Raw genomic sequence first — 23,227 nt, 5'->3', positions numbered from 1 at the left:
TGGGATACGACTCTCGCCCTTTTTCTTCCATGTATCCTATCTTACCACCGTTTTATCCGCTTGTGAATACAGCTTCTCAGTGTCTCGGACTGGCCGGGCTCCAGCAGGCCGGTCTTGCCAAACTCAATCAGGTTGACGGTAGACTTCTCAATTCCGCCCTCGGTATACGGCGGGTTGAAGTACACGCCCACCACGTCCTTACCGGCCACGCTGCCGGTATTGGTGACATTGACACTGACGGTGATCTCTCTGGCGGTAGAAGTCATGGACATGGTGCGGTCGAAAGAGGTGTAGGACAGGCCGTAGCCGAAGGGGTACTGGACCACGCTGTCATAGTCAAACCCGGCCATACCGATGTCATAGGCGGTCTCATAGAATTTGTAGCCCTCGTAGATACCGTCCACATAGTTGACGAAGGAGGGAGAGTACTTCTGGGGCTTGCCGGCGTTCATGCCGTCCACAGTCATATCCAGCAGGTTGGTATAGTTCACCTTGGCGGCGTTATTCCACCAGGGGGCCTGAGTCCAGTCGTACAGGAAGGTATCGGGAATGTGGCCGGAGGGATTGACCTCGCCGTTCAGGATACGGCCCAGAGCATTGAAGCCCACGTTGCCGGGACCGGCGCACCAGACAGCGCCCTTGATCTGGGGATACTCCTCCACAAAGCCCAGCTCAAAGGGGTTGGCGCCGTTGTAGAGCACGATGACCTTGTCGAAGTTGGCACAGACCAGCTCCACCATGTTCCGCTCGGTCTGGGACAGCTGGAGGTAGTGCTCGCCGGCGGGGAAGTCGTCATAGTTGGGGGAATTGTTGTCGTAGCCCACTTCACTCACGTTCATAGGCAGGTCGTTGTGCCCCTCGCTGGAGGCACGAGCCAGGACAACAAGGGCAATGTCAGAGAAGTTTTTGGCGTTCTCCAGCAGCTCGGCGGGATAGGTATCCGCGGGCGGCTCGGGGAGGGACCAGCTCTGGGACTCAATGGACATCTCGGCCCGCTTGCTGTTGAAATCGGTGTAGAACTTTACCAGGTCCTGATTGACCTCGAATCCGGAGTTTTCCAGACCTTGAATCAGGGAGACCTTATCGAAGAGATTATTGATGCCGCCGGAACCGCCGCCTGCATACAAGGGGCTGGTGGAGACCCATCCAAACAGGTTGACCTTATTCGTGTGGGTAATAGGCAGCACATTGTCCTCGTTCTCCAGGAGGACGAAGCCCTCAGCGGCTACCTGCTCCATGATCTGTGCGGCCTCAGCATGAGTTTCGTCGGAGACGACCGCGGTGGGGGTCATGGCCAGGCTGATTAGGTTGCTCATGGGACCAAAACAAATCAGGTTCGCGACAATCACAATGGACAGGATCATGGCCAGTACGGCGTTCCACCGAATCAGAAAGCGTTGGGATTTTTTGATGCTCTTTACCACAGCCATAGCGATGACTACAGCCAGGCACAAGCCCAGAAGCACGCCCAGTAAAATAAGTTGCGACATACAAGTGTTGATGACGCCTATTACGTCTTCCATGTTGATGTTCAGCATCTTTGTTCCTCCTCAAATTCTCTGTTTTCAAGGTTTGTCCAGCTTCAGAAGTGAATGCAAACAAATTGTACAGTCAGGAATATTTATTTTCACTCAAATCTTTTTCTTGACACCTTGTCTTGAATTGACTATACTATATCTGACATAAAGAAGCAATCACACATTTTCAAAATAAAAACCTTTCTTTACACTTTTGTGAAATGTGTATTGAATTTTTGGAAAACCAGAACGGATTGGAGGAATTTATTGTATGCAGACAAATCCGACCACCCCCAGGAAAATGGACCGGCGGACCATTTACACCAGGAACACGGTCAAAGACGCCCTCCTGGAACTGCTGGAGGAGCAGCCCTTTGAAAAGATCACTGTGGCCGCCCTCTGCCGACAGGCGGAAATCACCCGCGCTACATTTTATCTCCACTTTACAGATATCAACGCTGTGCTGGACGAGCTACTGGACGAGGCATTGATGGTTGCGGAGGCCGCCTCAAACAATATGGAGATTTCTGTGCGAATGGACGGCTTGAAAGAAGTTGTCCATTCAGGTGATTGGAAAAAACTCCGCACAAACGAGCGCCTTTTGGGCCCTTGCCAACGGGTTGCGGATGATCCAAAATACCAGGCCATTTTCCAGGATGCTACTCTATCAAACTATGTGATTCGCAGGATCTATACGGTAGAGCGGGATCAAATGATCCCCTATCTCATGCGGGAATGCCATCTTGGCCGAGATGAGGCGGATAAACTGTTCATGATGATCGTTTATGGTCTGTTCTATGTGAATCGTTCTCTAAAATGGAGCAAGGATGATAACTGGTACAAGATGCAGTTTATGATCAACTGTTTTATGTTCGGCGGCTTTGACACGCTGCGGAACCAGCAAAAAAATAATGGAGGTGCACTATCCTCAACTCACTCTGCTTCACTCCATCCAGGAGCACAAAGGATTTAAGCCGACAACAGATCCGTCTATTAGAGTCATGTAGCGGCATCTTTGCAGCATATTTGGATAATACTATTTCTTGTAAAAAATTTAATTCGGTAGAATGATATGCGATCATAAAATCTGTAGATTGGGTATTGTCTAGTTTTTGCTTTGATAAGGTCATTCTTCTACTAAAGATGTGTTTTAGAAATTATACTATGCTTTTTGCCCTTGGCCAAATTAAAGACAGATAGACCTTTGACCCTTGCATAATTAACAGTGTAAGCTGTACCACCTTCTGTTTGGGTTAAGTAGCAAATACATGTGCTGCTATTGTCGACAAGGATTCTGTTCCGTTGGTGCATACACCCGCTATAATAGCGCTCCGATGGACAAATCGCTCCATCAGCAAGCCGGTTAATCAACTCATGCGCATCAATGTCACTTTGGCCCCATCCCTTTGTCTGATCTTGGCATGGCATGACAACGATCAGCCGTATATCTGAACGGGATTCCCGGCACTTGAGGACAGCCTTTGCCGCCAGGGCATCGAATCCAATAGCGCCTCCTGTGAGAAACGTTCTGACATTGTTCGAATAAAGGTAGTTTATGCCATCGGTTATTCGCCTGGTCAGGTACTGCTCCATTCCTGCTGGTATGGCTTTATGGCCGGTAAAACAGCAGGTAGTCTCTCTGTAAGAGGCATTTTCCATTTCATTGCTCTCCATTGTCATAGCGTTCAATAGCGATCATGTGTATAGTAAGACGCAACTATGATGAGGGCATCGGAATCATCTTTGCGGGTAAAAGTCGAAACATCATCTGCCATTCCAATTAGTTTATCCAATTCACGTTTGATGTGTCCGCCAAACCAGCCAAAACCTATATTCATTGATACATCGATTGAATATTCAGTTCGTGATATTTCTGTGTCAATCTCAAAATCATTGCATAATTCAATTGCATAAGAAATGAACTCTTTTGCCCGCTGCTCCGCATCCGGGCGTGGTATATAAACAAATTTTTTATTGAAATTCTCCAAAAAGGAAGAGGCATCAACTTTTTTTAGCTCCAGGTCGGCTTCATATCCCTTTAGTTCGACATCACCCAGCTCATCGACATTTAGTTTTGGAAAACTCTTGGAAAAAATAACTTCACTTTCAAACAGGTCCATTTCTTATACCCCTTCACAGTTGTTATTTCATTGAAAGCGCAATTTTATGGATTATTACCATAAAATGATATCGTTGGGATATGGTAAAGTCAAGTAGAAAATTGAAATAAACCATAAATAAGTGAAAAACTTTTGCAGCCTATGGAGTATTACCATAAGCCTACGCGCAGATTATGGTAATATCACTTAAAAATCGAAGTATTTCCATAAGAGGCTGTGCAATGAAGAAATTTCTGTTTGATGGTAAGAGCAACGTATCTGGCGACCGTATCCGGGAATTGCGCCAACGGGCAAGGTTGACCCAAACCGAACTGGCCATTAAAATGCAGACAGAAGGTGCAATTGTTGAACAGGATGTTATAAGCCGGATTGAGAGCGGACGCCGCCTTGTCACAGATTATGAATTGCTGGTGTTGACTCGAATTTTCGATACAACTGCCGATTGGTTAATTGGTACAGAAAAAGAGAAGCCACTGTGACGTTTTTTTCGTGGGGCTGGATATCAACGGTAGAGTTGTTCATATCTCTGTATTATAAATAATTCTTAAAGTGAGTCCTTCTGGATAGCTCACCATGAACCTATCCTCAGTCCACCGTCAGGGTATACTATCTCCCTGGCGGTGGACTTTATTTTTCACAGAAGCCTATACAGATTAGAGGTCAAACTCCCATTTTCCCGCCAGCGGGATTCCTTGGAGACCAGCCCCGCCTTGCACAGATCGTCCAAGGCCCGCTTGACTGTGGAGCGGGAGAGCCGCAGCTCTGCGGCGATGGTCTGTATCCCAGGCCAGCATTTGCCGTCCTGATTGGTGTGGTCTCTGAGATACATGTATACAGCTCTGGCCCGGTGGCTCAGGTCCGACTGATAAATTGCTTGAAAGTAACTCATGGGACCTCCGCATTCTTTTTTGTCCGCATCTCAGATTCCTGCTTCCATCTGTTCCTACCATGCTGTGATCCACCGGCAGTAGTTGCCATCCTTGGCGGTACTGGAGGTGCTTCAGGCTCTGCGGGGTGACATTGCAGGATAGCCTGCTCCAACTCCTGCTTGCTGGCATAAGCTACGGCCCGCTGTGATTTCTCCTCCACCTGGTAGGACTCCTCAAACCGGATGCCCCATTCCAGGAACAGGCGCAGTCTGGTCTGCATGGGATGGGTGCCGGTCTTCATGACAACGAACTGGCCTTTGGGAATGGATTTCAGCTCATCCGGCGTCATAAGTGGACGCTCCATCATTTGAAGGGATTGGGACTTTTCTTTGCCCCTGCTGACGGAGCCGGACAGAACCGTGCGGTTGCCCAGCGACTTAGAGAGCACTTCGGCGGTCTGTGAGTTGGGTGCAAAACCGCCAAAAATGGTGTCCTGGACGTTATCTTGAATGATTTCCGCACCTTCTTTGCCATAATTCTTCTCCAGTTGGGCCAGCGACTGGATGATGGGCACCAGTGTCAGCTTCCGGGAGCGGCCCGCACTGAACAGCGGCAGAATGTCGAAAGCAGGCATCGTGCCCAGTTCGTCACAGAACAGCACTACTCGGTTGGGGAGTTTACCGCCATTTTCGTCGGCCACGGAAAACAGTTCACGGGACAGCGTCTGGATCATCAGGCCAGCCATGAAATTTTTGCTGGGGTCCTCTTCCGGAAGGATCAAAAAGATAGCTGACTTCTTGGAAGAAAACGCCTCCGCATCAATGGCGCTGTCAAAGCACAGCACCTGCTCGAGCTCCGAGTCAAGGAAGGTATTCAGTCTGGAAAGCACCGTGGACATGACAGAGGCCATGGCCTGTTCCGCTGAGTTGAGGGCCGCTCCAGCGAACCATCTGGCCTTGTGGGTATCCGGCAGGGAGTCCATCAGGACCTGGAAGCCATTCTTGCCTTTGGCCATCTTGCTGGGAGCCAGCAGATCCTGCACCAGCTTGAACACACTGACGATGTGCCGGCGCTCCTCTGGATGTTCCTCTGTAGGCGGCAGATACTCCGCCAGCAGGAGGACCACAGCGGTGAGCAGGCCCTCCGCCGCATCGTAAAAAAACGAATTTTGTCCGTAATTAGAGGAGTCTCCTTCGGGATTTATGATGGTTTTCGCCAATATTTTGGCGTACTTTTCTGCCTTAGCACGGGCGGCCAGATTGTCGGGCTGTTCCCGGCAAATGTCCATATAGCGGTTGATGAGTGTTAAAAGATTGTAGCCGTCCGACTTGGTCGGATTGCGCAGATCAATCACTGCCACCTGGTAACCGTAGTATTTTGTGGCGATGGTGCCATAGTTCCGGGCCAAATCGCCCTTGGTGTCAAGCGCCAGAAAACTCATTCCGCTGGCACAGGCAAATTCGAGATTGGGATATAAAAAGAACGCTGTCTTACCAACACCAGAGGCGCCAATCATCAGGCAGTGGATGTCATCCACATCTACCAATGCAGTAACTGCGTTCTTTTTACCCACGCATCCCAGCACCAGCCCTTGGTCTTTGGGGCGATTTTTTCCCGCCCGCCATTGGCTGGTTTTGAACGGGACATGTCGGTATGTGGTTTGTATTTCTTTTTTATTTGCCCAGCGGGCGGTTCCATGCTGGCCGTCGCCTACTGTTTTGGACTTGATGTTGTCCAGATTTCCGTTTCCCGAAAAATGCGTGACAGCGGCGAGAAACAGGAGCATCCCGCCTGTCAGGATGATCAGCAGAATTGCTTGCAGGTCCACTACATCGCCTCCATTTTTAACTCATTGGATCGTTCCAACTTTTGTTCCTCCTTCAACATATCTGCGTCATACTTGACCGGTATCTTTGCGAGGGAGACCGCCAGGTCCAGCCACGCTGACGCAAGCTGCTCCTTATCTTCCGCAGTCCGAATGCCTGGAGCCGTATACCGTGCCAGGACGTTCTGCGTCTGAGCGGCGACCTCACTGTGCCTGTTCTGGATACTCCCACGATTCTGATGTGGAAGAATACGGCTTCGGAGCCGATCCTCCAGCTCGGTATCATCCAACAGCTGTCCCATCTGACGCATCTCCCGGCTGTAGGCGAACAGGGCAAATGCCGCTGCCTGTTCCATGCAGGCCATCGCCGCATCCATGCGTTTGGCCTGGAAATTTGTGCGGTAGCCCTTGAGGGCGTCAATCAGCTCTTTGCCCAGCCTGTCCGGTCTGGCATTTTCCATAAGCAGTGCGATGCGGTGACAGATAGGACCGGCGGCGACGAGCTGCGGATGTTCCTCTGCCTCTTGGGCGGGCAATCCCAGACGTGCTTTCAGATCCTCATTCCAATCTTTATACTCCGGCTGGAGCACGCCTACACTGTCGTATCCCCGTTCGTGCAGGGATTCCGCCAGCCGTCCGCTGGCCTCGATGCCTGCCGGATCATGATCCAGGCAGAGGACGACACTGCGAAGATTGGGATTCTGCTCCAGCATCCAGAGCATGGCATGGCCGCTGGTCCCGCAGAGAGCCACATAGCTGTGCTCCTGCCAGCCCTTGGGATAGCGGGTGACAAAGGACAGCAGATCGATTGGAGCCTCAAACACATAGAGCCGGTCACTGGTGCCGGTGTAGTGAAAGCTGAACCGGGGCTCGCAGCCCTCCACATTGATGCGAAAGGTTTTACCTTCGCTGTTGACACTGCGTTTGTGGGCATGACGGGCAGCGCCGTTCTCGTCCTTCCCAACGAAAACGGCGTTGTGATACTCCCGGCCTTTGAATTTCTCACAGCTCTCATAGAGCAGGCCAGCCTTGACAAAAGCGTTGACCACCTCACGGTCCAGAAACCGCCGTTTCAGCAGGTAGGCGTACACACGCCGCATCTCCCGGTTGGCAGGCGGCAGGGCGAACTCTTTTTGGGGCTTCTCTTTCTGCTTCTGCGCTGGTTCATAGACTGTTCCCTGTTCGCCGCCCAGTAAAAGGGTAACGGCTTCCGGATAGGATAGGTTGTAGAAATTCCGCACGAAGGAGATAGGCCCGCCGCCTTTCTCCGCGGCGTGATCGTACCACTCGTTGCCTTGGACAGTGATACTGTGGTCACTGGCCAGTCGGAACTCCGGGCCGGAGCGGATCAGCTTCTCTCCCTGACTGCGCAGAAAAAGCTCCAGGTCCACCTCGGAGGCCCGGAGCTTTTGTTCGGCAGTAAAATGGATGTAGGGCATATTCAGCCTCCTATTAAAAAATAAGACTGCCCACCGTTGAGTGAGCAGTCTGTTCAGGTCACGACATGACCTTTCTGATTTGATTTTCATCCGCGTTCGGAAAGATTTCATGAATGCGATCTGCTATCCGCTTCCAGGAGTCGGCGGGCACTTCCGAATATGCGAACGCAATGTGCTCGTATCCCCAGAGCGCCTCTGGGGTGGTGTAAACCGAAATAGGCCAGCCGTAGGGCACCCCCTTCTTATTAACCCGCTGGCGAAAATCCCGGATGACCAGATAGGTCTGCATCTGGAGGTCCGTCACGGTACCCTCAAAATTCTTTTCGCCGCCCTTGCCAAAGCCGGCGCTCCGCTTCAGCTCAAATGAGAACCACTCATCCTTTTCGCCGAACCGGTCCATGATCTTCTTACAGCGCAGACTGGCCAACTCATCCTCCCAGCGGCTGTCAAAGTCATAGCCGTCCCGGCGGTAGTTGGCGAACCGAGAAAACCACTCCTTGGAAATAAATCCAGCTTTCTTATAAAAAAACTTACCATAGGCCACCCGTCCGCTGCGTGCAGTCAGCTCCCGCCACTCCCAGGGGTCTTGGGCTGGGTCGCCCGTCCACCAGAACAGGTCGGAGGTATGCTCCTCGGCGGAGAACCCAGTGATCTCATTTTTGAACAGGGGTAGGAATCCGATTTGCTCGATCAGGTCAATCAGCTGTTCCCATGTCCGAATACGGTTGGGGTCATCCCAGGCCATACCGTGCATAATCCAAACGCCGCTCTCATTTGCCATCTTGAGCCGCCTCCTTGCTGTGTATCGTTTGTATTATACGGCAGGAGGCGGTTGACTTCAAGTAAGCGTTTGCGTTTGCTCCTCATGGTCGTCCGGCTTATGGCCCATGGCGATTTTCTTTTCTCTGATTTTCCGCCTCAGCTTACTGTCTACGAAGGAGATTCCGCCGGTCGGTGGTGGGGCTTGTTCTTGGAAGATACGGCCCGCATGGTGGAGGAGCCGGGTGGCGCTGGTCAGCACAGATGAGTTTTGTAGACTGCTGTGATCGTTTTTCTTCGCAGAAGGTTGCTGGTCACTGGCTGCTGATTTATTTTCGGGAGCAGATTCCTCCATGAACTCACCCAACCGCACCGCCTCCTCAATCACCAGATTCTTGATCCGCTTGAACTCCTTCTGTCGGGAGAGCGGCAGGTGTGGCGGCAGATCATCCTTGTACGTCCGCAACACTTCTTCTCTCTGCTGATACCACAAATCGTAGGCGGCAGCGACGCGGAAGTCCTTCGCCAGCTCGTCCACAATCTCATCCACCACAGCCTTCAGCGGCGCTTTGAGATAGCCGTACTGTTTTTTACCACTGGTGCGCTTCAGCCGACCGGCCAAATGCTCCATGAGCTGTTCGATGTGAGGATTCTCCAGACTGCCAGAGTGCATTTGTTGGATCAGCTCATTCATAACCTCACTCGCCTCTCTCACCAGATCATCCCGCCGCTGGGTCTGACGCTGGTAGATCTCTGTCAGTTCCTGCTGGAAGATCTCCTTCGCCAAACCGGACTTGATTTTTGCGATTCCCTCTTTATTCAGAAAGCCGGACTTGCCATCTGCACTGTAGCAGACCATATGCACATGGGGGTGGTGCCCCTCATCATGGAAGGCGGCGTACCAGCGGAACTGGTCCCAGGGAATCTTCATCGCCTCCGCCATCTCCATGGCGTGGGAGCGTAGGAGTGTCCGCCACCGCTCGGCGTTGTCATACCCCAGCCGGGCGGCGTCTTCCCGGCGCAGGGAGATGATAGGCAGCCATACGTTGCCGGGGTGGTTTGCTATCTCCTCCGCAATTTTGGACAGCACCAGCGGGTCATCGCTCTCACCGAACAGTCCGTGAGCGCCGACATGCTCCACCCGAGGCCGCTGGGCGATATAGCCGATGTAGTTTTCCCGCTTTGCGATTTCATCGTAGTTGTCCTCAATGGCTCGGGTGATAAACTCCGAGGCGTTTCCCTGAGTAGGAGATGCTTTATAGTCCTCATACTCAAACAGGCCGCGACTCAACGGGAACTCACGCAAAAGTTTCTCTACCATCTCCCGCTGTTTCTTTGTAGCGGGAAGACCAGAACGCTCCGGCGTGATCCGCTGTACGCCATCCCTGGTGGCGGCGTAGCGCACATAGTGCTTCCGGTACGCGGCAGTCTTCTGTGTTCCCGGTTTGATGTAGGGACACTTGAATATGATCCTGGGCACAGAGCCTCACCGCCTTCTCGCTATACACCGACCTTCTGGAACTCTACCGCCTTGTCCAAGGTGACACTTCCGTTTGTCTTTTTCACGTTCTGGACGCAGTGGCCACGGAGATCTCGCAGCGTATCGTCGCTGATCTCCATGCCGTAGGCCAGCACGTTCATCATCATATCCATCTCCACCGCCAGCTTGAACAGCAGACGGCAGATGCGGTCCTCCGACGCTTTGACCGTACTGCGCAGGACACTCATCAGCGCGGGCGGCAGATAGGCGGCGGCTTCCTGGCCGGAAACGTACCCGGCGTAGAAGCGGATGGCTTTTTCAATGAACTCGTTTTGCGTTTGGCAGTTGTCCCGTGGACACATCTCCTTGACCAGCTGCTGTGTCTCTGGTGACATCCGCAGGGCGAACTTGATTTTCTCTCTTGGCATAATTCTCCTCCTTAAAATGCTGATATCCCCGCCTGGAACCCGCAAAAAGCGGGAAATGGCGGGGATTCTTTGATTGCTGACCCCCGAGTTGACCCCAGGGGGTAAAAAATGACCCCCGCCGAAATGTCCCCGACCCGCTCTGCGGGGCGGTGTTTCCTGGCTGGAGGGTCGCTCGCGACCCCCGGCATTTATCCCGCAAGATTTTCGACCCTCTGCATTCCTTGTCCCTTCTGCCACAAAGCCTCGCAGGGCGGCGTGACAGTTGGGAGGGGCACGGATGCCTCTCTGTCAGGTGAAACGGCACACGGGGCGCTGCTGTGGCGGACAGCGGGGGAACGGGAGCGAGGGCCGCTCCGCATCAGGAACAGCCCTCGTCCGCACTATGCTACATCGTCTGCGCTATCCCGCCCTGGGCGGGCTCCTGCCGCTGACTGAGCTCCAGCCACAGCGGATTGTACTCCACCGACACCTGGCTCCGGTCAGCGTCGAAGGTGAGCCGTGCGGCCACCGCAGGGTAGTGACCGAAGCAGGCATTCAGCACCTGTGTCATCTTCTCATTGCTGTCCACCAGGAGCTTTCTGGACCTGCCGTCAGGGTCCGGCTTCATTGCCGTGGTCATCGACAGCAGGGCGTCTGTCACGGAGATCTGCCGGTCGTGGGCATACCGCAGCGCCGATTGCAGGGCGGTGTCAGGGTCGAAGCTGCCGAACTCCATCGTGTGGCAGGTGAGGGACTTGCCCTTTTCCTTTACTGTGCAGACCGCCAGCGGGCTGAGTTCTGCCGCGTCCTTCGGCCAGTGGAAGCACATAAGCTTTCCATGCTCCGCCGCCTTTGCCATCTGCTGGGGAGTGCAGTCAGGACAGGCCGCCATGTGGAACGCCGCCGCCAGCATCTCGCCGGGGAGCGCCTCGCCGTACCGGATGATCTCATAGGCTTCCTGCGTGATCTCCGCGTTGAAGTGCCGGGAGATAAAACTCAGGCTGTTGAACAGGTCCCGTGTGCCGTCGAGTTCGGACTCATCTTCCAGCGCCTGTCCCAACGCAAACAGAGCGGCGGTGGCTTCCGGGTCAGGTCGAGGGACCAGCGCACTGATCTGTTGCTCAAAATCGGTTCTTTCCATTATCAGTACCTCCTTCACATCTGCGGGATCATTGGTCCGGACGTTTCCCGCATCTCTGCCATTCGCTGGGCACTGTACTCCGCCAAGGTTTGTCCGGTCTGTTGCTGGCAGTAGTCATCCATCTTGCGCAGCAGGGTCGCTTTCTCAACAGCGTTGAGCCGATACTCCACCGATTCCTCCCGGCCATCTGCCCAGTGCATATCGACCTCCAGCTCATCGCAGACCTGTCCGGTAGCCATATCGTAGTTGGCGTAGACGTTCAGAGTGTCATCGTTCTCGCCAGTGCGGACGTGAGTGCCGAACACCGCATCCACGTTGAAGTAGGTGGGCAGATAGAAATTCAGCAGAGTGCCTATCTCACTGATCTCCTCCGCAAAGGAGATATTCCATGCGGAGAGGTGACCTGCTGAGGTGAGCGCCTTTCCGTTCAGCCTGTCCAGGAATCGGGTCATGTACTGCTCCGCGCTGAGATAGCTCTTCCGGTAGGCGTGGTAGACAGCGGTGGAGACGTCCTGCATGGACCAGGTTTTCCAGCCGTTGGCGGCGTCCACTGTGGAGACCTCCTGTTTGTCAAAGTCCAGATCAAACACTCCGGTAACTTTGCCAGGCTCCTCCATCCGCAGCGCCAGCAGCTGGTCGTACTGTTCAGCGGTGATCGGCTTCATTCTGGCGAAGGCGCTTGTCTGGAGCGCGGCGGCACCCTGTCCCTGCTCCTCACGCAGATACCGGCGCAGGAACTTGGCGACCTCCAGAATATCCTCTTTGCTGTCCATCTGAAAAAACGACTCCATCTCATTCTCCCGCACACAGAAGGCGGTGTACTTCCGGGTCGCTTCCTCCTCCGCTTTCGCCGCGGCATCCTCCTCATCCCTGCGGATGCGGATCTCCTGCAGCACGTTTACCGGGACCAGCTCCACACAAAGCTCATCCAGCGCCTTCCGCATCCGCTTCTCTACGGTAGTGCCTTGCTCTGCCAGCACAGCGGAAAGGGCTTCCATCTCGTACTCATCGATCCACAGCACTAACTCAACAGATCTGCTCATGTGCTTTCCTCCTTTTGCTCATTCAGGGAGGCTTCTGCTGTTTGCTGCGGGACCGTTTTAGCCCGGTTCGGACGAGCCGGGCGTTTGGGCCGGGCGGCAGCGGCAGTCTTGGCGTCCAGGTACTCCCGCACCGGCTCCGGCACGGCAGTCTCATACAGCTGCCGCAGAGCTTCCTCCATTTTCTTCTGCACTGTGGCGTTCTCCTTCGCCAGATAGAACGACAGCGCATCCATCCGTTCGCTGTCAAGGGACAGCGTGATTTCGGTTTTTTCCATAGCATTTTCCTTTCTATCCCATTGTGGGGCCCATGGATTCCTCCGCAGCCATGAAGGTCTCGACAGCTTCGTTGAATCGTGCCAGCTCCTCCGGTTCCACATCAGTGAGTACGATCTCCGTTCCCTCCGGTGTCTCACAGATCTCCGCCACCCTGGCATTGAGCAGGGCGGCGTGATCTCCCTGTCCAGCATCAGTCAGCAGCCGCAGGTTCTCCATCAGCACAGACCGCTCCGCCTCCTCATGGCACAGGAATATCAGGCCGCTCCCTTTCAGCAGAGGGAGGAGCTCTTTCAGTCGGAGTCCAGGCTGGTCATCCTTCTTCAGCCGCTGGCAGTATTCCGGGTGGTACTCCATCTCAATGCAGCCGTCGTGCATATCCACCGCCGCCACCTCGGGCCGCTGTTTCAGAGCGGCCCGGAGCATGGAGTCCAGACCGGAGCTTTCCCGGATCGTCAGACCCAGGGACTTCTCCAGTTCCTCAAAGCGAACGCTCCAGCATACACTTGCGGACTCCGCGGTGCCCTGCCGGACAATAAACTCCGCCGCCCGATTTATCTCCGCGTTGACGATGTCCCGCATTCCCGGAATGTAGGCGGCGTAGCGGGGATAGCGATATCCCTCCGCCTCAATCAGTACGCCGTCGTTGCTGCCCTGGCCCAGCGCCAGCAGGCAGTGCATCACACCGTCCTCGCTGTACATACAGCTTCTGTTCTCCACGATAAACGGCTGACTGTCCGAGGGAACGATCTTCAAGTGGCAGAAGTCCTCATGGGACAGTTCCACCACCTTCTCGATCTGGCAGTCGTCCATTAGGAAATTGCCTGGTTTGTATAAAAAATTTGCTTTGAACTTCAACTCGAATCACTCCTATTCTGACCTACGGCAAATAGCTGCGCGGGTTGGTCCGCTCCCCATTGATCCGCACCTCGAAATGGAGATGAGGTCCGGTGGAGCGTCCGGTGGACCCGGACAGGGAAACCACATCGCCTGCCTGAACGGTCTGCCCAACTTTGACCACCAGTTTGGAGTTGTGGGCGTATAGGGTGGCCAGCCCATTGCCGTGGTCGATCATGACATAGCTGCCGTAGCTGGAATCATACTTGGCCGCTGTGACCTTTCCCGCCAGCGCCGCCCGGACCGGCGTGCCGGTGGGCACTGCCAGATCCATCCCGTTGTGTCCCCGCCGCTCTCCGGTGATGGGGTCCCTGCGGTTTCCGAATTCAGAGGTGACAACATTCCGCCAGTTCGCTCCGATGGGGGAGCAGAAGCCGTCCGCGCCGATGAAGGGAGCCGCGGCCCCAGTGAAGTCCGTGCTGCCGCCTGTGTAGCCGTACCGGATCAGATCGTAGATGCTGTCCGCGTTCTCCATCTGTTCGGCGGCAGGTTCAACGCCCAGTACAGAGCGGATATTCTGATAGACCTGCTCCATATTTTCGATTGGGACCGCCACGGTGTAATCCTCATCCTCCTCTGTTCCAGTACGCTCTTCGTATGTGACGAAGCAGTCCGCGAACTGCCGGGGGTCCGGCTGACTCCCAGCGCCGAAGTACAGAGCATAAAAAAGAGCCTTGACTCTGATTGCGTCGAGGCTCTCGCTGTTCTCTGTCTGCGCATTGATTTCAGCCACAATATTGTCCAGCTCGGACAGGCTGTTCTGGGTCTGCTCCAGGCGGGCCCGATACTCTTCGGGCAGGTTGTCCGGGATGGGCCCGCCATAGAAGCACAGTTCCACAGTGGAGATATTGCTGCTGGCGGAACCGGCTCCATAGGAGATCAGGAAGGCGAGGACGACGATGAGCGGCGACAGGACCGCCACGATGATCCAGCCCACAGTCTTTCTGGCACTTTCACTGGTAGTCAGAACGGCAGCGGCTTTGGCCAGCAGAATGGGGTCAGCCAAAGGTCATCCCTCCGGTTTCCTGGGCTGGCGCTTCTTCCATCTCTGCCTTCAGCTCCGACCAGTGCTCCACCAGGGCGTCGTATATTTCTTTGGGAGCGCCGTACTGCCGCGCCTGCGCCCACTTCAGGTACTGGTCGAAGTCCATGCCGCCATCCAGGAGCAGCTTGGCCGTGTTCACAGCCTTGTTTTGGATGCAGGCATAGAGGGCGCTGTAGCTGTTCACGTCCACCCACATCCGCTTTCGCAGAAGGGATTCCGCCATCCACTGGTCCCGTTTCTGGCAGGTCAGCATATGCAGGGCCCTTGCCGAACTGTCTCCGCCGGAGATACCCTTCTCCACCAAGGTGGACAGGGTCCGGTAGTCGCCATCCATAGCGAACTGCTCCAGGAGGAAGGGCGGCGCGGCGGCGATCCGCTCAGGGACGCCCCGTTGGACCAGCTCCCGCGCTATGAATCGGTGGTCCAGACAGGCGTAGCTGGCTATCTCGCCGTAGAAGGACCGGGGCAGATTTTCCACATAGCACTCCGCGTCCGATAACAGAAGATACACCTTTTCCGGGTCATCGATGTCGACCGCTTTCTGGCAGGCTGTCCGGTACGCAGACTCCGTGAACTGTTTCCAATCCAGCAGAAGCTGGAGCGTCATTTTCCGGCCAACGCTGCCAGGCCGCTCCGCCGCGGCAATGAGCAGCTCATCCGCATGATTCTTCAGTGCCTTGGGATACTGATCCTTGAAAGCGGACAGCTCTCCGTCCCGAATGGCGAGGACTGCCTTGTCGTAGTCGCTGATTTTCATAGGGCGCTGGCCTACTGTGTCCATATAGGCGGTGATGCTTCCGGTCATGCGGCGCAGGAGCTGTTCGGTCTGAGACATAGCCTTCTCCTGGCGCTCCCGCTGTTCCACCAGAGCCTCAATGATGATCTTCTCCTCCTGCTGGCTCAGGTGGACCACTCTGCCGCCAGTGTCGTCCTCTACACCTCCGATTTTCATATATCTGGCGTGGGTGGCATGGTCGCCGTGGAACGCTTTGGTGATGGCGGAAGAAATGAGAAACATCTTGTCCAGGTCGTTCCCATTCTCGCCCAGCGTTTTCCCGGTGATGAAGCTCCTGGTGATGGGCTTGCCGTCCTCATGCCATTTGAGATACACGTCCAGATAGACTCCCTCGCTGCCGCCGTAGTCTGTGGTGCAGAAAATGTCCGCGTCCTTGGGGATCTCACGGCCATTTTCCCAGTGGTGATCCATAAGGAAATACTCATCCGGGAGGTATCCCATACTCTCCAGCCGGTATTTCAGCTCTTCAAACACCTCTGCCGCTGTCCGCTGGCCGGCGTATTCCCGCTTGCTGGGATCTGCTTCGGAGGGTTTCCACCGCTCCAGTTCAATAATACTCATTTTCTCTGTCCTCCTTAATTAACAGTGTAATTGGACTTGTTTTAGCTCGTCTGGGTATGCTATAATAAAGAAACAAATGTTTCAGAGGGGAGGAGATCTGCTGTGGGCGAACGCACCTATCTGGCCATAGATTTGAAGAGCTTTTACGCGTCCGTGGAATGCGTCGAGCGTGGCCTTGACCCGCTGACCACCAACCTTGTGGTGGCAGACCTGAGCCGTACAGAAAAGACCATCTGCCTCGCGGTCACTCCCAGCCTGAAAGCCTATGGGATCTCAGGCCGTGCCCGGCTGTTTGAAGTGGTACAGCGGGTCAAAGAGGTCAACGCCAAGCGGCTATGGGCTGCTCCTGGACGGCAGTTCAGCGGCTCCTCCTCCGACGATACAAAACTGAAAGCTGATCCCGGCCTGGCGGTAGACTACATCGTGGCCCCGCCCCGGATGGCTCACTATATTGACTGGAGCACCAGGGTTTACGGTGTCTACCTGAAATACATTGCTCCCGAAGATATCCACAACTACAGCATCGACGAGGTGCTGATGGATGTCACCAATTACCTGGATACCTACAAGCTCACCGCCCGAGAGCTGGCCAGAAAAATTATCCTGGATGTACTGGAGACCACAGGGATCACCGCCACGGCGGGGATAGGTCCTAATCTGTATCTCTGCAAGGTCGCCATGGATATCATGGCCAAGCGTATCAAGCCGGACCAGTACGGCGTCCGCATCGCCAAGCTGACCGAGGACAGTTACCGCCGCCTGCTGTGGGATCACCGTCCGCTCACAGACTTCTGGCGGGTGGGTTCCGGCTACGCCAGAAAGCTGGAGTGGTGCGGTCTGTACACCATGGGCGATATTGCCCGCTGCTCCCTGGAAAATGAGGAGCTGCTTTACAAGCTGTTCGGGATCAACGCGGAGCTGCTCATCGACCACGCCTGGGGCTGGGAGCCTGTCATGATCTCGGATATCAAGGCATACAAGCCGGAGTCCAAGAGCGTCGGTTCCGGCCAAGTCCTGCAATGCGGCTACGACTATGACAAGGCCCGGCTGGTGGTGAAGGAAATGGCGGACCAGCTGGCACTAGATCTGGTGGACAAGGTGCTGGTCACCGACCAGCTTGTGCTGACGATAGGCTATGACCGGGACAACCTCAACGACCCGGAGCGGCGCAAAAAGTACCATGGGGAGGTCACCAAGGATCGCTATGGCCGGGAGGTCCCCAAGCACGCCCACGGGTCCGCCAATCTGGAGGAGTACACCGCCTCCACCAAACGGATCACAGCCGCCGCACTGGAGCTGTTCGACCGCATTATTGACCGTGGTCTGCTGATCCGCCGCTTCTACCTCACTGCCACCCGTGTGGCGGATGAGGCGTCCGCACCGGACAAGAAGGCGTTTGAGCAGATCGACCTGTTCACGGACTATGCCGCCAAGCAGGAACAGGAAGCTCAAAAAGCTACAGAGCTGGCAAGGGAGAAAAAGCTTCAGCAGGCTATGCTGGATATCAAGAAGCGGTACGGCAAAAACGCCATTCTGAAAGGCATGAATCTGGAGGAAGGAGCGACGGCCAAGGACCGCAACAACATGATTGGGGGGCACCGCAGTGGGTAGATATGACGATATCATCACCTTGCCGCACCACGTTTCTACGACGCACTCCCACATGCCCATGCATGACCGGGCCGCTCAGTTTATGCCTTTCCGGGCGCTGACCGGCTATGAGGATGCCGTTCAGGAGACGGCCAAGTCAACGGCTGAAAAAGCCAGCATGGTCGAGACCGAGGAATTTCCGGATATATAAACCCTACCGTCCGCCGCCCTCTCCAAACAGCTCCTTAATATGCTCCGGGGCGTGGACCTCCAGCAGATACCGCTCATTGCCGCACTTGAACAGGCAGACGCCATTCTGCGGACGCTGGATCAGCTCAAACTCGGACTCCTCCAGCTGGAGGTTGTCCATGTAAAACCGCCTGTCTACGCTGCCGGCGTTGAAAAGGAACTGGTGGGTGGGGATGGCGAAGAGGGGCCGTGTCATCTCCCGGACGCCGGGTGCGTCAAAGTCCTCCAGATTCTGCGAGGCCATGATCAGGGAGGACTCCTTCTTCCGCACCCGCTTCAGGCTGTTGCGGATGTACTCCACAGCGGTGGGATTGGAGAGCCAGATGTACAGCTCGTCCAGGGCCGCCGTCGTGTTCCCCTCCGTTAGCAGCTTGTCGCTGAGGTAGGAGAGCAGATTGAACAGCATAGCGTTCTTGACGTTGACGCTGGCGTTCAGCAGTCCCTTCACGCCGAAGATCAGGAAGCGGCTGGAGGTGACGTTGGTGTGTCCGTTGAAAAACTTGCTCTCCGCGCCCTGGCACATGGAGTGGAGGCCCAGCAGGACCTCCTGGAGCAGCTCTCGGGGATATAAGGGATTTTCCTCTCTGTCATAATGCTGGTAGGCGTCCTCGATCACATCGTAGAGGTCGGAGAGGATGGGATAATCCTCGGGCCGCATGGACCGGAAGTCTGTGTGGTCGTTCAGACCCCACTTTTTGTACAGACGCTCCAGCATCAGCTCGATGGTATCGATGTGGCGGTCCGAGAAGTCTTTGTAGGCCCGGAAGAAATCCTTGAGGAATGAGATGTGCTGACTGAGCCGGGTACGCCGGCGAAACGCGGCAGGGGCCTCCGGATCATCTTCTCCCTCAGCATTCCAGAGCTTGGGCTCCAGGGCGTTGATAATGTACTGCCCGCTCATGACATCCACAAAACAGCCGCCCAGTTCGCCGCAGAGGCAGTCCATCTCATGCTCTGCGTCCAGGCAGATCACAGCCTTGCCGGAGGCCAGGATATTGCACAGCAGGAGCTTCATCAGGAAGCTCTTGCCCTGGCCGGAGTTGCCCAGGATGAGGACATTGGCGTTGGTCTTGTCCTCCGCCCGGCGGTCCAGGTCCAGGATGATGTTGGAGCCATAGCGGTCCTTCCCGATGTAAAAGCCGTGGGGGTCGTTCTTGCCGGAATAGTTGAAGGGGAACAGGTTCGCCGCCGACGAGGCGGGCAGGACCCGCTCATAGAGGGAACCGAAGCCATTGCTGCCCGCGGGGTTGACAGAGCAGAAGCCCTCCAGCTGTCGCAGGAAGATCCGGTCGGCACTGAGCTTGGAGCGTGTGAGCATAGCCGTCACATCGTCCCGGAGGGCTCGGAGGCTATCCGCGTCCCTGGCGCACAGCTCGATAAACACAGCGCAGTGGACCAGGGGCTCCCGGTTGCGGCGCATGGTGGTGATGAGCACCTCCACATCCTGGAGGTTGGCCTCCGCCGTGATGCTCTGCTTCATGCTGCTGGTGCTGTTCCGGTCCATCCGGTTCTTGTTCTGGGCGTTGTGGAGGATGGCGTCTTCCTCAGCGGCGGGGACCTGCCGGACAAAGATATGGAGGAGGGTGCCGCTTTTCTCACCCAAGTGGCACAGTAATGCCAGCTCCTCGGTGCTGGCGGGATACCCCCGCAGGGCTAGGACGCAGCGGCAGGAGCTGCCCAGGATATAGGAATCCGTGTTGAACTTCACGGCGGCGGGGGCGATCATGTCCAGGAAATCTTTGGGCTGGACGATCTCCACGCTTGCCGGCGCTTTCTTCTTTTTCTTCTGCTTTTTAGCCATTCATACTCCCTTCTCCATCAAAGCTGTCGAAGTGCTCGGTGGTCACGTCCTGCTGGTAGTAAACTGCCAGGAGCCGCTTGATGTCCTGTTCCTCCGCCAGCCGGACGTGAAAACCGCAGTCCCGGATGCGCTTCTCCAATTGCTTCAGGCTGCTGTGGTCCTCACTGGACTTGAGCCCAATCCGGTGGACCAAGGCAAACTCTCTGGCCGAGGCGGTGGTGGACTGGATCTTGTCCAGGTGCTCCATATTCTTTCGGAGCATGTCCCGGATGGCGGGAATCGTCTCCTTCTCCAGCCGTTCCTGGTAGTAGAGCTTGTTGCTCTGGAAAGACTCACGGGAGTCCAGAGCCAGCAGCTCCACTGCGTCCAGCCCCCGCAAGAGGTCGGTTAAGGCACGGACCCGGCCCCGGACGCCCTCCGCCGACAGCACCGACAGGTTGTCCGGGCTGATGAGATAAAAAACCAGCTCACCTTTGGCCGTTTTCAGGCCGTGGTCGGTGAGCTGGTCGATCCCCATGAGCTGCCGGGTGGACTGGTGCTGCCGCAGCTCTTTTTTCTGTTTTCGGTTCAAGGTTTTCTCTCCTTCCATTCGTAGTACTGCTGGTGCAGGAACAGGAAAAACACGGCGCACCGCAGGAAATCCAGGATGCTGGCCCCCTCCATGCGGATGGAGAGGAATGCGTAGAGTACCGTCAGGATCAGCAGGAGCATTCCAAATCCCTGAGCCAACGCCAAGACAGAGAGCAGACCGCCAATCCCAATGACTGCCACGTCCCGCAACTCCCACAGCCACAGCTTGGCTTTTGCTCTCAGATTTTCAGGGTAGATATACATTATAGTGTTATTACCTCCACAGGAATATTTCGTTTTTTGCAGTTGTCGATTACAAACTTGGTTCCTCTGGAACTTCCATCCCAGAAGGCCAGGACGAGGTCGGCATTTTCAATGATGGTGCTGTTCCGTTTCAGCGGAGCGCCTCGTCCATATTTATCGTACTCCGGCAGATACTCTGTCAGCCTCAGCCCATGCTGTACAGCGTATTCCCTTGCGCTGGAGTCCACGCCTCGTGCTCCGCCTGAGACGATCTCTGTCGTTTCTTTCGGAAGATACTTTTCCAAATCATTTACTTGCAGCCCTCTTGAACCGATCACTGCCACTCTCATAGTTGTCCTCCTCTATTTTAGCGGATATACCGTATAGCTATACTCCGAATTATACCACGGTTTGGATATAGAATAAATACACAATATATCCATGCAGAGGTGATACTATGGCCGTGAAGAGTGTTTCGATCCGAATTGAGGAAGAGATGCTGGAAAAGCTGGCCTATGTGGCTGATTATGAGGGTCGTTCTGTGAACAGCCATGTTCTGGTGCTGGTCAGGGAAAACATAAAGCGGTTTGAGACGGAACATGGTGTGATTGAGGGAACAATCAAGCCAGACGTCAATGTGAAACCTCCCCGAAAAAGCTGAACATAAAGAGGGACGGCGGTGCCGTCCCTTTCACATTAATACTCTGGAGTACCGATGGCAGCCATGGCCTCCAGGCACCAGATGCCATGCTGTTCCAGGGATGTCATCAACGCCCTCTCGGCGGGAGTTATCGCATCCTCCGCAAAGACTCGCCCCAAGGGCTGCATTTCGATACCCAGGCTGGGGCAGTCCAGGAACATTTCACCGGGGTGGCGGATGTGCGGATGTATCCTGGCCTCGCCCCAGTGGGGGATGCTGGCCGTATAGCTTACGCTGATGACCTTTCCCGTCTGGTCCTTCTGAGGTGTATCATTCCAGGTCAGCACAGTCATTTCCCTCCCGATGTTCCTCCTCCAGCACCTGCCGGATGCAGTTGAGGAAGAATGCGTTCTGCTTGACACCCTGCCGCTTGAGGTACTCCTTGAACTGCTCAAACAGCTCTGCGGGCACCTGGAAGGCCACAGTCCTCTGATTCTCTTTCGCCATAGGTTTCATCTCCTGTTCTTCATAAAATTTTGTAATGAGCCAAGTCATGTACTGACCCAGGGTCTGACCGGACGCCTCCTGCCGCTCCCGCACCTTGCTGTGCAGGGACTCAGGGATCTGGGCACATAAATTTCTTGTACTCTCTGCCATATCAGCACGCTCCTCCTGATTTGTAACGCCAAGTATACCGAAACACATGGTCAAAAGCTATTCACACATACCAACAAAGAAATCTTCTGAAAGGAAGCAGAAGCAACAATGGGTCTCCTTGCTTTTGACAGTGAGCTTTGCTACAATAGGGAAAATGATTGGTGAGGTGAGAACCATGGGAAAACACGGACAGCTTCAGCGTCAGAGCCGAAAGATGGCCCTGTGCGGCATGATGGCCGCGTTGTCGGTCGTAGTCCTGACCTGGGGAAGTCTGCCCCCGTTTTCCACGTTCGCCTGTCCCATGCTGGCAATGCTGTGCCTGATCCCCGCCGTCTGCGATTATGGACCCGGCACGGCATTGCTGATGTACACCGCGGTTGCTGTTCTGGGACTGCTGCTGTGCCCAGACAAGGAGATCGCTCTGCTCTATACGTTCCTGGGCTGGTATCCCGGCACTCAGGCCAAAGTGAACAGCCTGCCTCGTTTTGTGAGCCTAGCAGTCAAGTGTATCCTGTTCAGCGCGGCGATGATCATAATGTACAGCCTTATTTTGTATCTATTCCGGCTGGAAGCAGTGGTGGAGGAATTTGCTGAATATTCCTTCATCATGGTCATCCTCATGCTGGGCCTTGGAAATTTGACTTTCCTGCTCTATGACCGGGTGTTCGCCAACTTTTCCAGGCTGTACCGCAAAAAGCGCAAACTGTAAGAAAAATCGAAGCAACAATGGAGGCCGCGCATGGAATTGACACGCTGCCGCTGGGCTGATCCAGCATCAGAATTATACATCGCCTACCACGACCAGGAGTGGGGTGTGCCGGAGCACGACGACCGGAAACTCTTTGAGATGCTGATCCTGGAGGGGTTCCAAGCGGGCCTGTCCTGGATCACCATCCTGAAAAAGCGGGAGGCGTTCCGCAAGGCATTTGACAACTTTGATCCCTCTGTTGTCGCTCAGTACGGCTCGGAGAAACTGGCGGAGCTGATGGCCGATCCTGGCATTGTGCGCAACCGAAGAAAAATTGAGGCGTCTGTCACCAATGCCGCCGCCTTTCTGGAGATCCAGAAGGAGTTCGGCTCCTTTGACCGCTACCTCTGGGGTTTCACCGATGGTCAGGTCATTCTAAACACAGACGATCAGGTGCGGGCAAGCTCGGAGCTGTCAGACCGCGTCTCGGCGGACTTGAAGCGCCGGGGGATGAAGTTCGTGGGCACGGTCATCATCTACTCCTTCCTCCAGGCGGTGGGCATGGTCAATGACCATGAGACCTGCTGCTGGCGCTATCCCCGGTGACCCGCCGCCAT

28 protein-coding genes are annotated in these 23,227 nt (G+C 55.1%); 7 read left to right on the top strand and 21 right to left on the bottom strand.

Going from position 1 to position 23,227, the window contains the following annotated elements:
• Nucleotides 1-41 precede the first annotated feature (41 nt).
• The gene (locus D1646_RS04100) at nt 42-1,538 is read right to left on the bottom strand and encodes a glycoside hydrolase family 3 C-terminal domain-containing protein (RefSeq protein ID WP_160635224.1); all 1,497 of its coding nucleotides are present in this window, start codon (nt 1,536-1,538) and stop codon (nt 42-44) included.
• A gap of 280 nt (nt 1,539-1,818) precedes the next feature.
• On the opposite strand from D1646_RS04100, the gene D1646_RS04095 reads away from it, so the two are divergent.
• The gene (locus D1646_RS04095) at nt 1,819-2,490 is read left to right on the top strand and encodes a TetR/AcrR family transcriptional regulator (RefSeq protein ID WP_160635223.1); all 672 of its coding nucleotides are present in this window, start codon (nt 1,819-1,821) and stop codon (nt 2,488-2,490) included.
• A 164-nt stretch (nt 2,491-2,654) separates the two neighbouring features.
• On the opposite strand, the gene D1646_RS04090 is transcribed toward D1646_RS04095, so the two are convergent.
• Both D1646_RS04090 and D1646_RS04085 read right to left on the bottom strand, forming a co-directional pair.
• The gene (locus D1646_RS04090; RefSeq protein WP_160635231.1) at nt 2,655-3,110 is read right to left on the bottom strand and encodes an SLOG family protein; all 456 of its coding nucleotides are present in this window, start codon (nt 3,108-3,110) and stop codon (nt 2,655-2,657) included.
• A gap of 92 nt (nt 3,111-3,202) precedes the next feature.
• Nucleotides 3,203-3,637: a hypothetical protein gene (locus D1646_RS04085; RefSeq protein ID WP_160635222.1), complete on the bottom strand. Its 435-nt coding sequence runs from the start codon at nt 3,635-3,637 to the stop codon at nt 3,203-3,205.
• Nucleotides 3,638-3,858: 221 nt separating this feature from the next.
• Between D1646_RS04085 and D1646_RS04080 the strand changes: the two genes are divergently transcribed.
• The gene (locus tag D1646_RS04080; protein ID WP_160635221.1) at nt 3,859-4,116 is read left to right on the top strand and encodes a helix-turn-helix transcriptional regulator; all 258 of its coding nucleotides are present in this window, start codon (nt 3,859-3,861) and stop codon (nt 4,114-4,116) included.
• Nucleotides 4,117-4,271: 155 nt separating this feature from the next.
• Here D1646_RS04080 and D1646_RS04075 read toward each other — a convergent pair whose 3' ends face one another.
• The 12 genes from D1646_RS04075 to D1646_RS04020 all read right to left on the bottom strand — a co-directional run bounded on the left by D1646_RS04075 (nt 4,272) and on the right by D1646_RS04020 (nt 16,172).
• On the bottom strand, nt 4,272-4,526 hold the full coding sequence (locus D1646_RS04075; RefSeq protein WP_160635220.1) for a helix-turn-helix domain-containing protein: 255 nt from the start codon (nt 4,524-4,526) through the stop codon (nt 4,272-4,274).
• Entirely contained in the window at nt 4,523-6,292 is a 1,770-nt protein-coding gene (locus D1646_RS04070; RefSeq protein WP_160635230.1) for a type IV secretory system conjugative DNA transfer family protein, read from the bottom strand. The genes D1646_RS04075 and D1646_RS04070 overlap by 4 nt, the downstream gene beginning before the upstream one ends.
• 41 nt (nt 6,293-6,333) lie before the next feature.
• On the bottom strand, nt 6,334-7,770 hold the full coding sequence (locus D1646_RS04065; RefSeq protein WP_160635219.1) for a DUF3991 and toprim domain-containing protein: 1,437 nt from the start codon (nt 7,768-7,770) through the stop codon (nt 6,334-6,336).
• Between the two features lie 58 nt (nt 7,771-7,828).
• Nucleotides 7,829-8,551, bottom strand: coding sequence for a hypothetical protein (locus D1646_RS04060; RefSeq protein WP_160635218.1), 723 nt, complete (start codon nt 8,549-8,551; stop codon nt 7,829-7,831).
• A 57-nt stretch (nt 8,552-8,608) separates the two neighbouring features.
• Nucleotides 8,609-10,009 (bottom strand): MobP3 family relaxase, encoded by a 1,401-nt coding sequence (gene mobP3, locus D1646_RS04055; protein ID WP_160635217.1) that lies wholly within the window; start codon nt 10,007-10,009, stop codon nt 8,609-8,611.
• 20 nt (nt 10,010-10,029) lie between these two features.
• Nucleotides 10,030-10,437: a hypothetical protein gene (locus tag D1646_RS04050; RefSeq protein WP_160635216.1), complete on the bottom strand. Its 408-nt coding sequence runs from the start codon at nt 10,435-10,437 to the stop codon at nt 10,030-10,032.
• 385 nt (nt 10,438-10,822) lie between these two features.
• Nucleotides 10,823-11,557: a hypothetical protein gene (locus D1646_RS04045; RefSeq protein WP_160635215.1), complete on the bottom strand. Its 735-nt coding sequence runs from the start codon at nt 11,555-11,557 to the stop codon at nt 10,823-10,825.
• A 14-nt stretch (nt 11,558-11,571) separates the two neighbouring features.
• Nucleotides 11,572-12,600 (bottom strand): hypothetical protein, encoded by a 1,029-nt coding sequence (locus tag D1646_RS04040; protein WP_160635214.1) that lies wholly within the window; start codon nt 12,598-12,600, stop codon nt 11,572-11,574.
• The gene (locus D1646_RS04035) at nt 12,597-12,875 is read right to left on the bottom strand and encodes a DUF6103 family protein (RefSeq protein ID WP_160635213.1); all 279 of its coding nucleotides are present in this window, start codon (nt 12,873-12,875) and stop codon (nt 12,597-12,599) included. The genes D1646_RS04040 and D1646_RS04035 overlap by 4 nt, the downstream gene beginning before the upstream one ends.
• Before the next feature lie 13 nt (nt 12,876-12,888).
• Nucleotides 12,889-13,686, bottom strand: a complete 798-nt coding sequence (locus D1646_RS04030) for a DUF6329 domain-containing protein (RefSeq protein WP_243154010.1) — start codon at nt 13,684-13,686, stop codon at nt 12,889-12,891.
• Between the two features lie 67 nt (nt 13,687-13,753).
• On the bottom strand, nt 13,754-14,776 hold the full coding sequence (locus D1646_RS04025; protein WP_160635211.1) for a M23 family metallopeptidase: 1,023 nt from the start codon (nt 14,774-14,776) through the stop codon (nt 13,754-13,756).
• Entirely contained in the window at nt 14,769-16,172 is a 1,404-nt protein-coding gene (locus D1646_RS04020) for an ankyrin repeat domain-containing protein (RefSeq protein ID WP_160635210.1), read from the bottom strand. Before D1646_RS04020 ends, D1646_RS04025 begins: the two co-directional genes overlap by 8 nt.
• A 102-nt stretch (nt 16,173-16,274) precedes the next feature.
• Here D1646_RS04020 and D1646_RS04015 point away from each other — a divergent pair, with 102 nt between their 5' ends.
• Together D1646_RS04015 and D1646_RS04010 are read left to right on the top strand one after the other, a co-directional pair.
• The gene (locus tag D1646_RS04015; RefSeq protein WP_160635209.1) at nt 16,275-17,783 is read left to right on the top strand and encodes a DNA methylase; all 1,509 of its coding nucleotides are present in this window, start codon (nt 16,275-16,277) and stop codon (nt 17,781-17,783) included.
• A gap of 52 nt (nt 17,784-17,835) precedes the next feature.
• The gene (locus D1646_RS04010) at nt 17,836-17,973 is read left to right on the top strand and encodes a hypothetical protein (RefSeq protein WP_201754543.1); all 138 of its coding nucleotides are present in this window, start codon (nt 17,836-17,838) and stop codon (nt 17,971-17,973) included.
• 3 nt (nt 17,974-17,976) lie between these two features.
• Here the strand turns inward: D1646_RS04010 and D1646_RS04005 are convergent, their stop codons facing one another.
• Genes D1646_RS04005 through D1646_RS03990 form a run of 4 tightly spaced genes read right to left on the bottom strand, consistent with a single transcriptional unit; the run spans nt 17,977 to nt 20,975 of the window.
• Nucleotides 17,977-19,812, bottom strand: a complete 1,836-nt coding sequence (locus D1646_RS04005; RefSeq protein ID WP_160635207.1) for a type VI secretion protein — start codon at nt 19,810-19,812, stop codon at nt 17,977-17,979.
• The gene (locus tag D1646_RS04000) at nt 19,805-20,383 is read right to left on the bottom strand and encodes a hypothetical protein (RefSeq protein WP_160635206.1); all 579 of its coding nucleotides are present in this window, start codon (nt 20,381-20,383) and stop codon (nt 19,805-19,807) included. The genes D1646_RS04005 and D1646_RS04000 overlap by 8 nt, the downstream gene beginning before the upstream one ends.
• Nucleotides 20,380-20,646 carry a hypothetical protein gene (locus D1646_RS03995; RefSeq protein WP_160635205.1) on the bottom strand — a complete coding sequence of 89 codons (267 nt, stop codon included), beginning with the start codon at nt 20,644-20,646 and terminating at the stop codon, nt 20,380-20,382. The genes D1646_RS04000 and D1646_RS03995 overlap by 4 nt, the downstream gene beginning before the upstream one ends.
• A complete protein-coding gene (locus tag D1646_RS03990) occupies nt 20,646-20,975 on the bottom strand; it encodes an SLOG family protein (RefSeq protein WP_160635204.1) in 330 nt (109 codons plus the stop codon). The genes D1646_RS03995 and D1646_RS03990 overlap by 1 nt, the downstream gene beginning before the upstream one ends.
• Nucleotides 20,976-21,082: 107 nt before the next feature.
• Between D1646_RS03990 and D1646_RS03985 the strand changes: the two genes are divergently transcribed.
• Nucleotides 21,083-21,286 carry an Arc family DNA-binding protein gene (locus D1646_RS03985; RefSeq protein WP_160635203.1) on the top strand — a complete coding sequence of 68 codons (204 nt, stop codon included), beginning with the start codon at nt 21,083-21,085 and terminating at the stop codon, nt 21,284-21,286.
• Between the two features lie 35 nt (nt 21,287-21,321).
• Here the strand turns inward: D1646_RS03985 and D1646_RS03980 are convergent, their stop codons facing one another.
• Together D1646_RS03980 and D1646_RS03975 are read right to left on the bottom strand one after the other, a co-directional pair.
• On the bottom strand, nt 21,322-21,612 hold the full coding sequence (locus D1646_RS03980) for a hypothetical protein (RefSeq protein ID WP_160635202.1): 291 nt from the start codon (nt 21,610-21,612) through the stop codon (nt 21,322-21,324).
• Nucleotides 21,596-21,922 carry a hypothetical protein gene (locus D1646_RS03975; RefSeq protein WP_160635201.1) on the bottom strand — a complete coding sequence of 109 codons (327 nt, stop codon included), beginning with the start codon at nt 21,920-21,922 and terminating at the stop codon, nt 21,596-21,598. The genes D1646_RS03980 and D1646_RS03975 overlap by 17 nt, the downstream gene beginning before the upstream one ends.
• A 175-nt stretch (nt 21,923-22,097) precedes the next feature.
• Here D1646_RS03975 and D1646_RS03970 point away from each other — a divergent pair, with 175 nt between their 5' ends.
• Together D1646_RS03970 and D1646_RS03965 are read left to right on the top strand one after the other, a co-directional pair.
• The gene (locus D1646_RS03970) at nt 22,098-22,631 is read left to right on the top strand and encodes a hypothetical protein (protein WP_160635200.1); all 534 of its coding nucleotides are present in this window, start codon (nt 22,098-22,100) and stop codon (nt 22,629-22,631) included.
• A gap of 30 nt (nt 22,632-22,661) precedes the next feature.
• Complete coding sequence (locus tag D1646_RS03965; protein WP_160635199.1) at nt 22,662-23,216, top strand: DNA-3-methyladenine glycosylase I; 555 nt, start codon at nt 22,662-22,664, stop codon at nt 23,214-23,216.
• Nucleotides 23,217-23,227 lie beyond the last annotated feature (11 nt).

Origin of the sequence: Pseudoflavonifractor sp. 60 (assembly GCF_009911645.1) — a bacterium.
Lineage (GTDB): Bacteria > Bacillota > Clostridia > Oscillospirales > Oscillospiraceae > Lawsonibacter.
The sequence above is the reverse complement of the archived record's forward strand: the minus strand, read 5'-3'. Positions and strand labels throughout refer to the sequence as shown.

Excerpts from the sequence above, each read along its gene's own strand:
- D1646_RS04100 (WP_160635224.1), bottom strand. The coding sequence starts at position 1,538 with ATGCTGAACATCAACATGGAAGACGTAATAGGCGTCATCAACACTTGT.
- D1646_RS04095 (WP_160635223.1), top strand. The coding sequence starts at position 1,819 with ATGGACCGGCGGACCATTTACACCAGGAACACGGTCAAAGACGCCCTC.
- D1646_RS04090 (WP_160635231.1), bottom strand. The coding sequence starts at position 3,110 with ATGGAGCAGTACCTGACCAGGCGAATAACCGATGGCATAAACTACCTT.
- D1646_RS04085 (WP_160635222.1), bottom strand. The coding sequence starts at position 3,637 with ATGGACCTGTTTGAAAGTGAAGTTATTTTTTCCAAGAGTTTTCCAAAA.
- D1646_RS04080 (WP_160635221.1), top strand. The coding sequence starts at position 3,859 with ATGAAGAAATTTCTGTTTGATGGTAAGAGCAACGTATCTGGCGACCGT.
- D1646_RS04075 (WP_160635220.1), bottom strand. The coding sequence starts at position 4,526 with ATGAGTTACTTTCAAGCAATTTATCAGTCGGACCTGAGCCACCGGGCC.
- D1646_RS04070 (WP_160635230.1), bottom strand. The coding sequence starts at position 6,292 with ATGCTCCTGTTTCTCGCCGCTGTCACGCATTTTTCGGGAAACGGAAAT.
- D1646_RS04065 (WP_160635219.1), bottom strand. The coding sequence starts at position 7,770 with ATGCCCTACATCCATTTTACTGCCGAACAAAAGCTCCGGGCCTCCGAG.
- D1646_RS04060 (WP_160635218.1), bottom strand. The coding sequence starts at position 8,551 with ATGGCAAATGAGAGCGGCGTTTGGATTATGCACGGTATGGCCTGGGAT.
- D1646_RS04050 (WP_160635216.1), bottom strand. The coding sequence starts at position 10,437 with ATGCCAAGAGAGAAAATCAAGTTCGCCCTGCGGATGTCACCAGAGACA.
- D1646_RS04045 (WP_160635215.1), bottom strand. The coding sequence starts at position 11,557 with ATGGAAAGAACCGATTTTGAGCAACAGATCAGTGCGCTGGTCCCTCGA.
- D1646_RS04040 (WP_160635214.1), bottom strand. The coding sequence starts at position 12,600 with ATGAGCAGATCTGTTGAGTTAGTGCTGTGGATCGATGAGTACGAGATG.
- D1646_RS04035 (WP_160635213.1), bottom strand. The coding sequence starts at position 12,875 with ATGGAAAAAACCGAAATCACGCTGTCCCTTGACAGCGAACGGATGGAT.
- D1646_RS04030 (WP_243154010.1), bottom strand. The coding sequence starts at position 13,686 with ATGGACGACTGCCAGATCGAGAAGGTGGTGGAACTGTCCCATGAGGAC.
- D1646_RS04020 (WP_160635210.1), bottom strand. The coding sequence starts at position 16,172 with ATGAGTATTATTGAACTGGAGCGGTGGAAACCCTCCGAAGCAGATCCC.
- D1646_RS04010 (WP_201754543.1), top strand. The coding sequence starts at position 17,836 with ATGCCCATGCATGACCGGGCCGCTCAGTTTATGCCTTTCCGGGCGCTG.
- D1646_RS04005 (WP_160635207.1), bottom strand. The coding sequence starts at position 19,812 with ATGGCTAAAAAGCAGAAGAAAAAGAAGAAAGCGCCGGCAAGCGTGGAG.
- D1646_RS03995 (WP_160635205.1), bottom strand. The coding sequence starts at position 20,646 with ATGTATATCTACCCTGAAAATCTGAGAGCAAAAGCCAAGCTGTGGCTG.
- D1646_RS03990 (WP_160635204.1), bottom strand. The coding sequence starts at position 20,975 with ATGAGAGTGGCAGTGATCGGTTCAAGAGGGCTGCAAGTAAATGATTTG.
- D1646_RS03985 (WP_160635203.1), top strand. The coding sequence starts at position 21,083 with ATGGCCGTGAAGAGTGTTTCGATCCGAATTGAGGAAGAGATGCTGGAA.
- D1646_RS03975 (WP_160635201.1), bottom strand. The coding sequence starts at position 21,922 with ATGGCAGAGAGTACAAGAAATTTATGTGCCCAGATCCCTGAGTCCCTG.
- D1646_RS03970 (WP_160635200.1), top strand. The coding sequence starts at position 22,098 with ATGGGAAAACACGGACAGCTTCAGCGTCAGAGCCGAAAGATGGCCCTG.
- D1646_RS03965 (WP_160635199.1), top strand. The coding sequence starts at position 22,662 with ATGGAATTGACACGCTGCCGCTGGGCTGATCCAGCATCAGAATTATAC.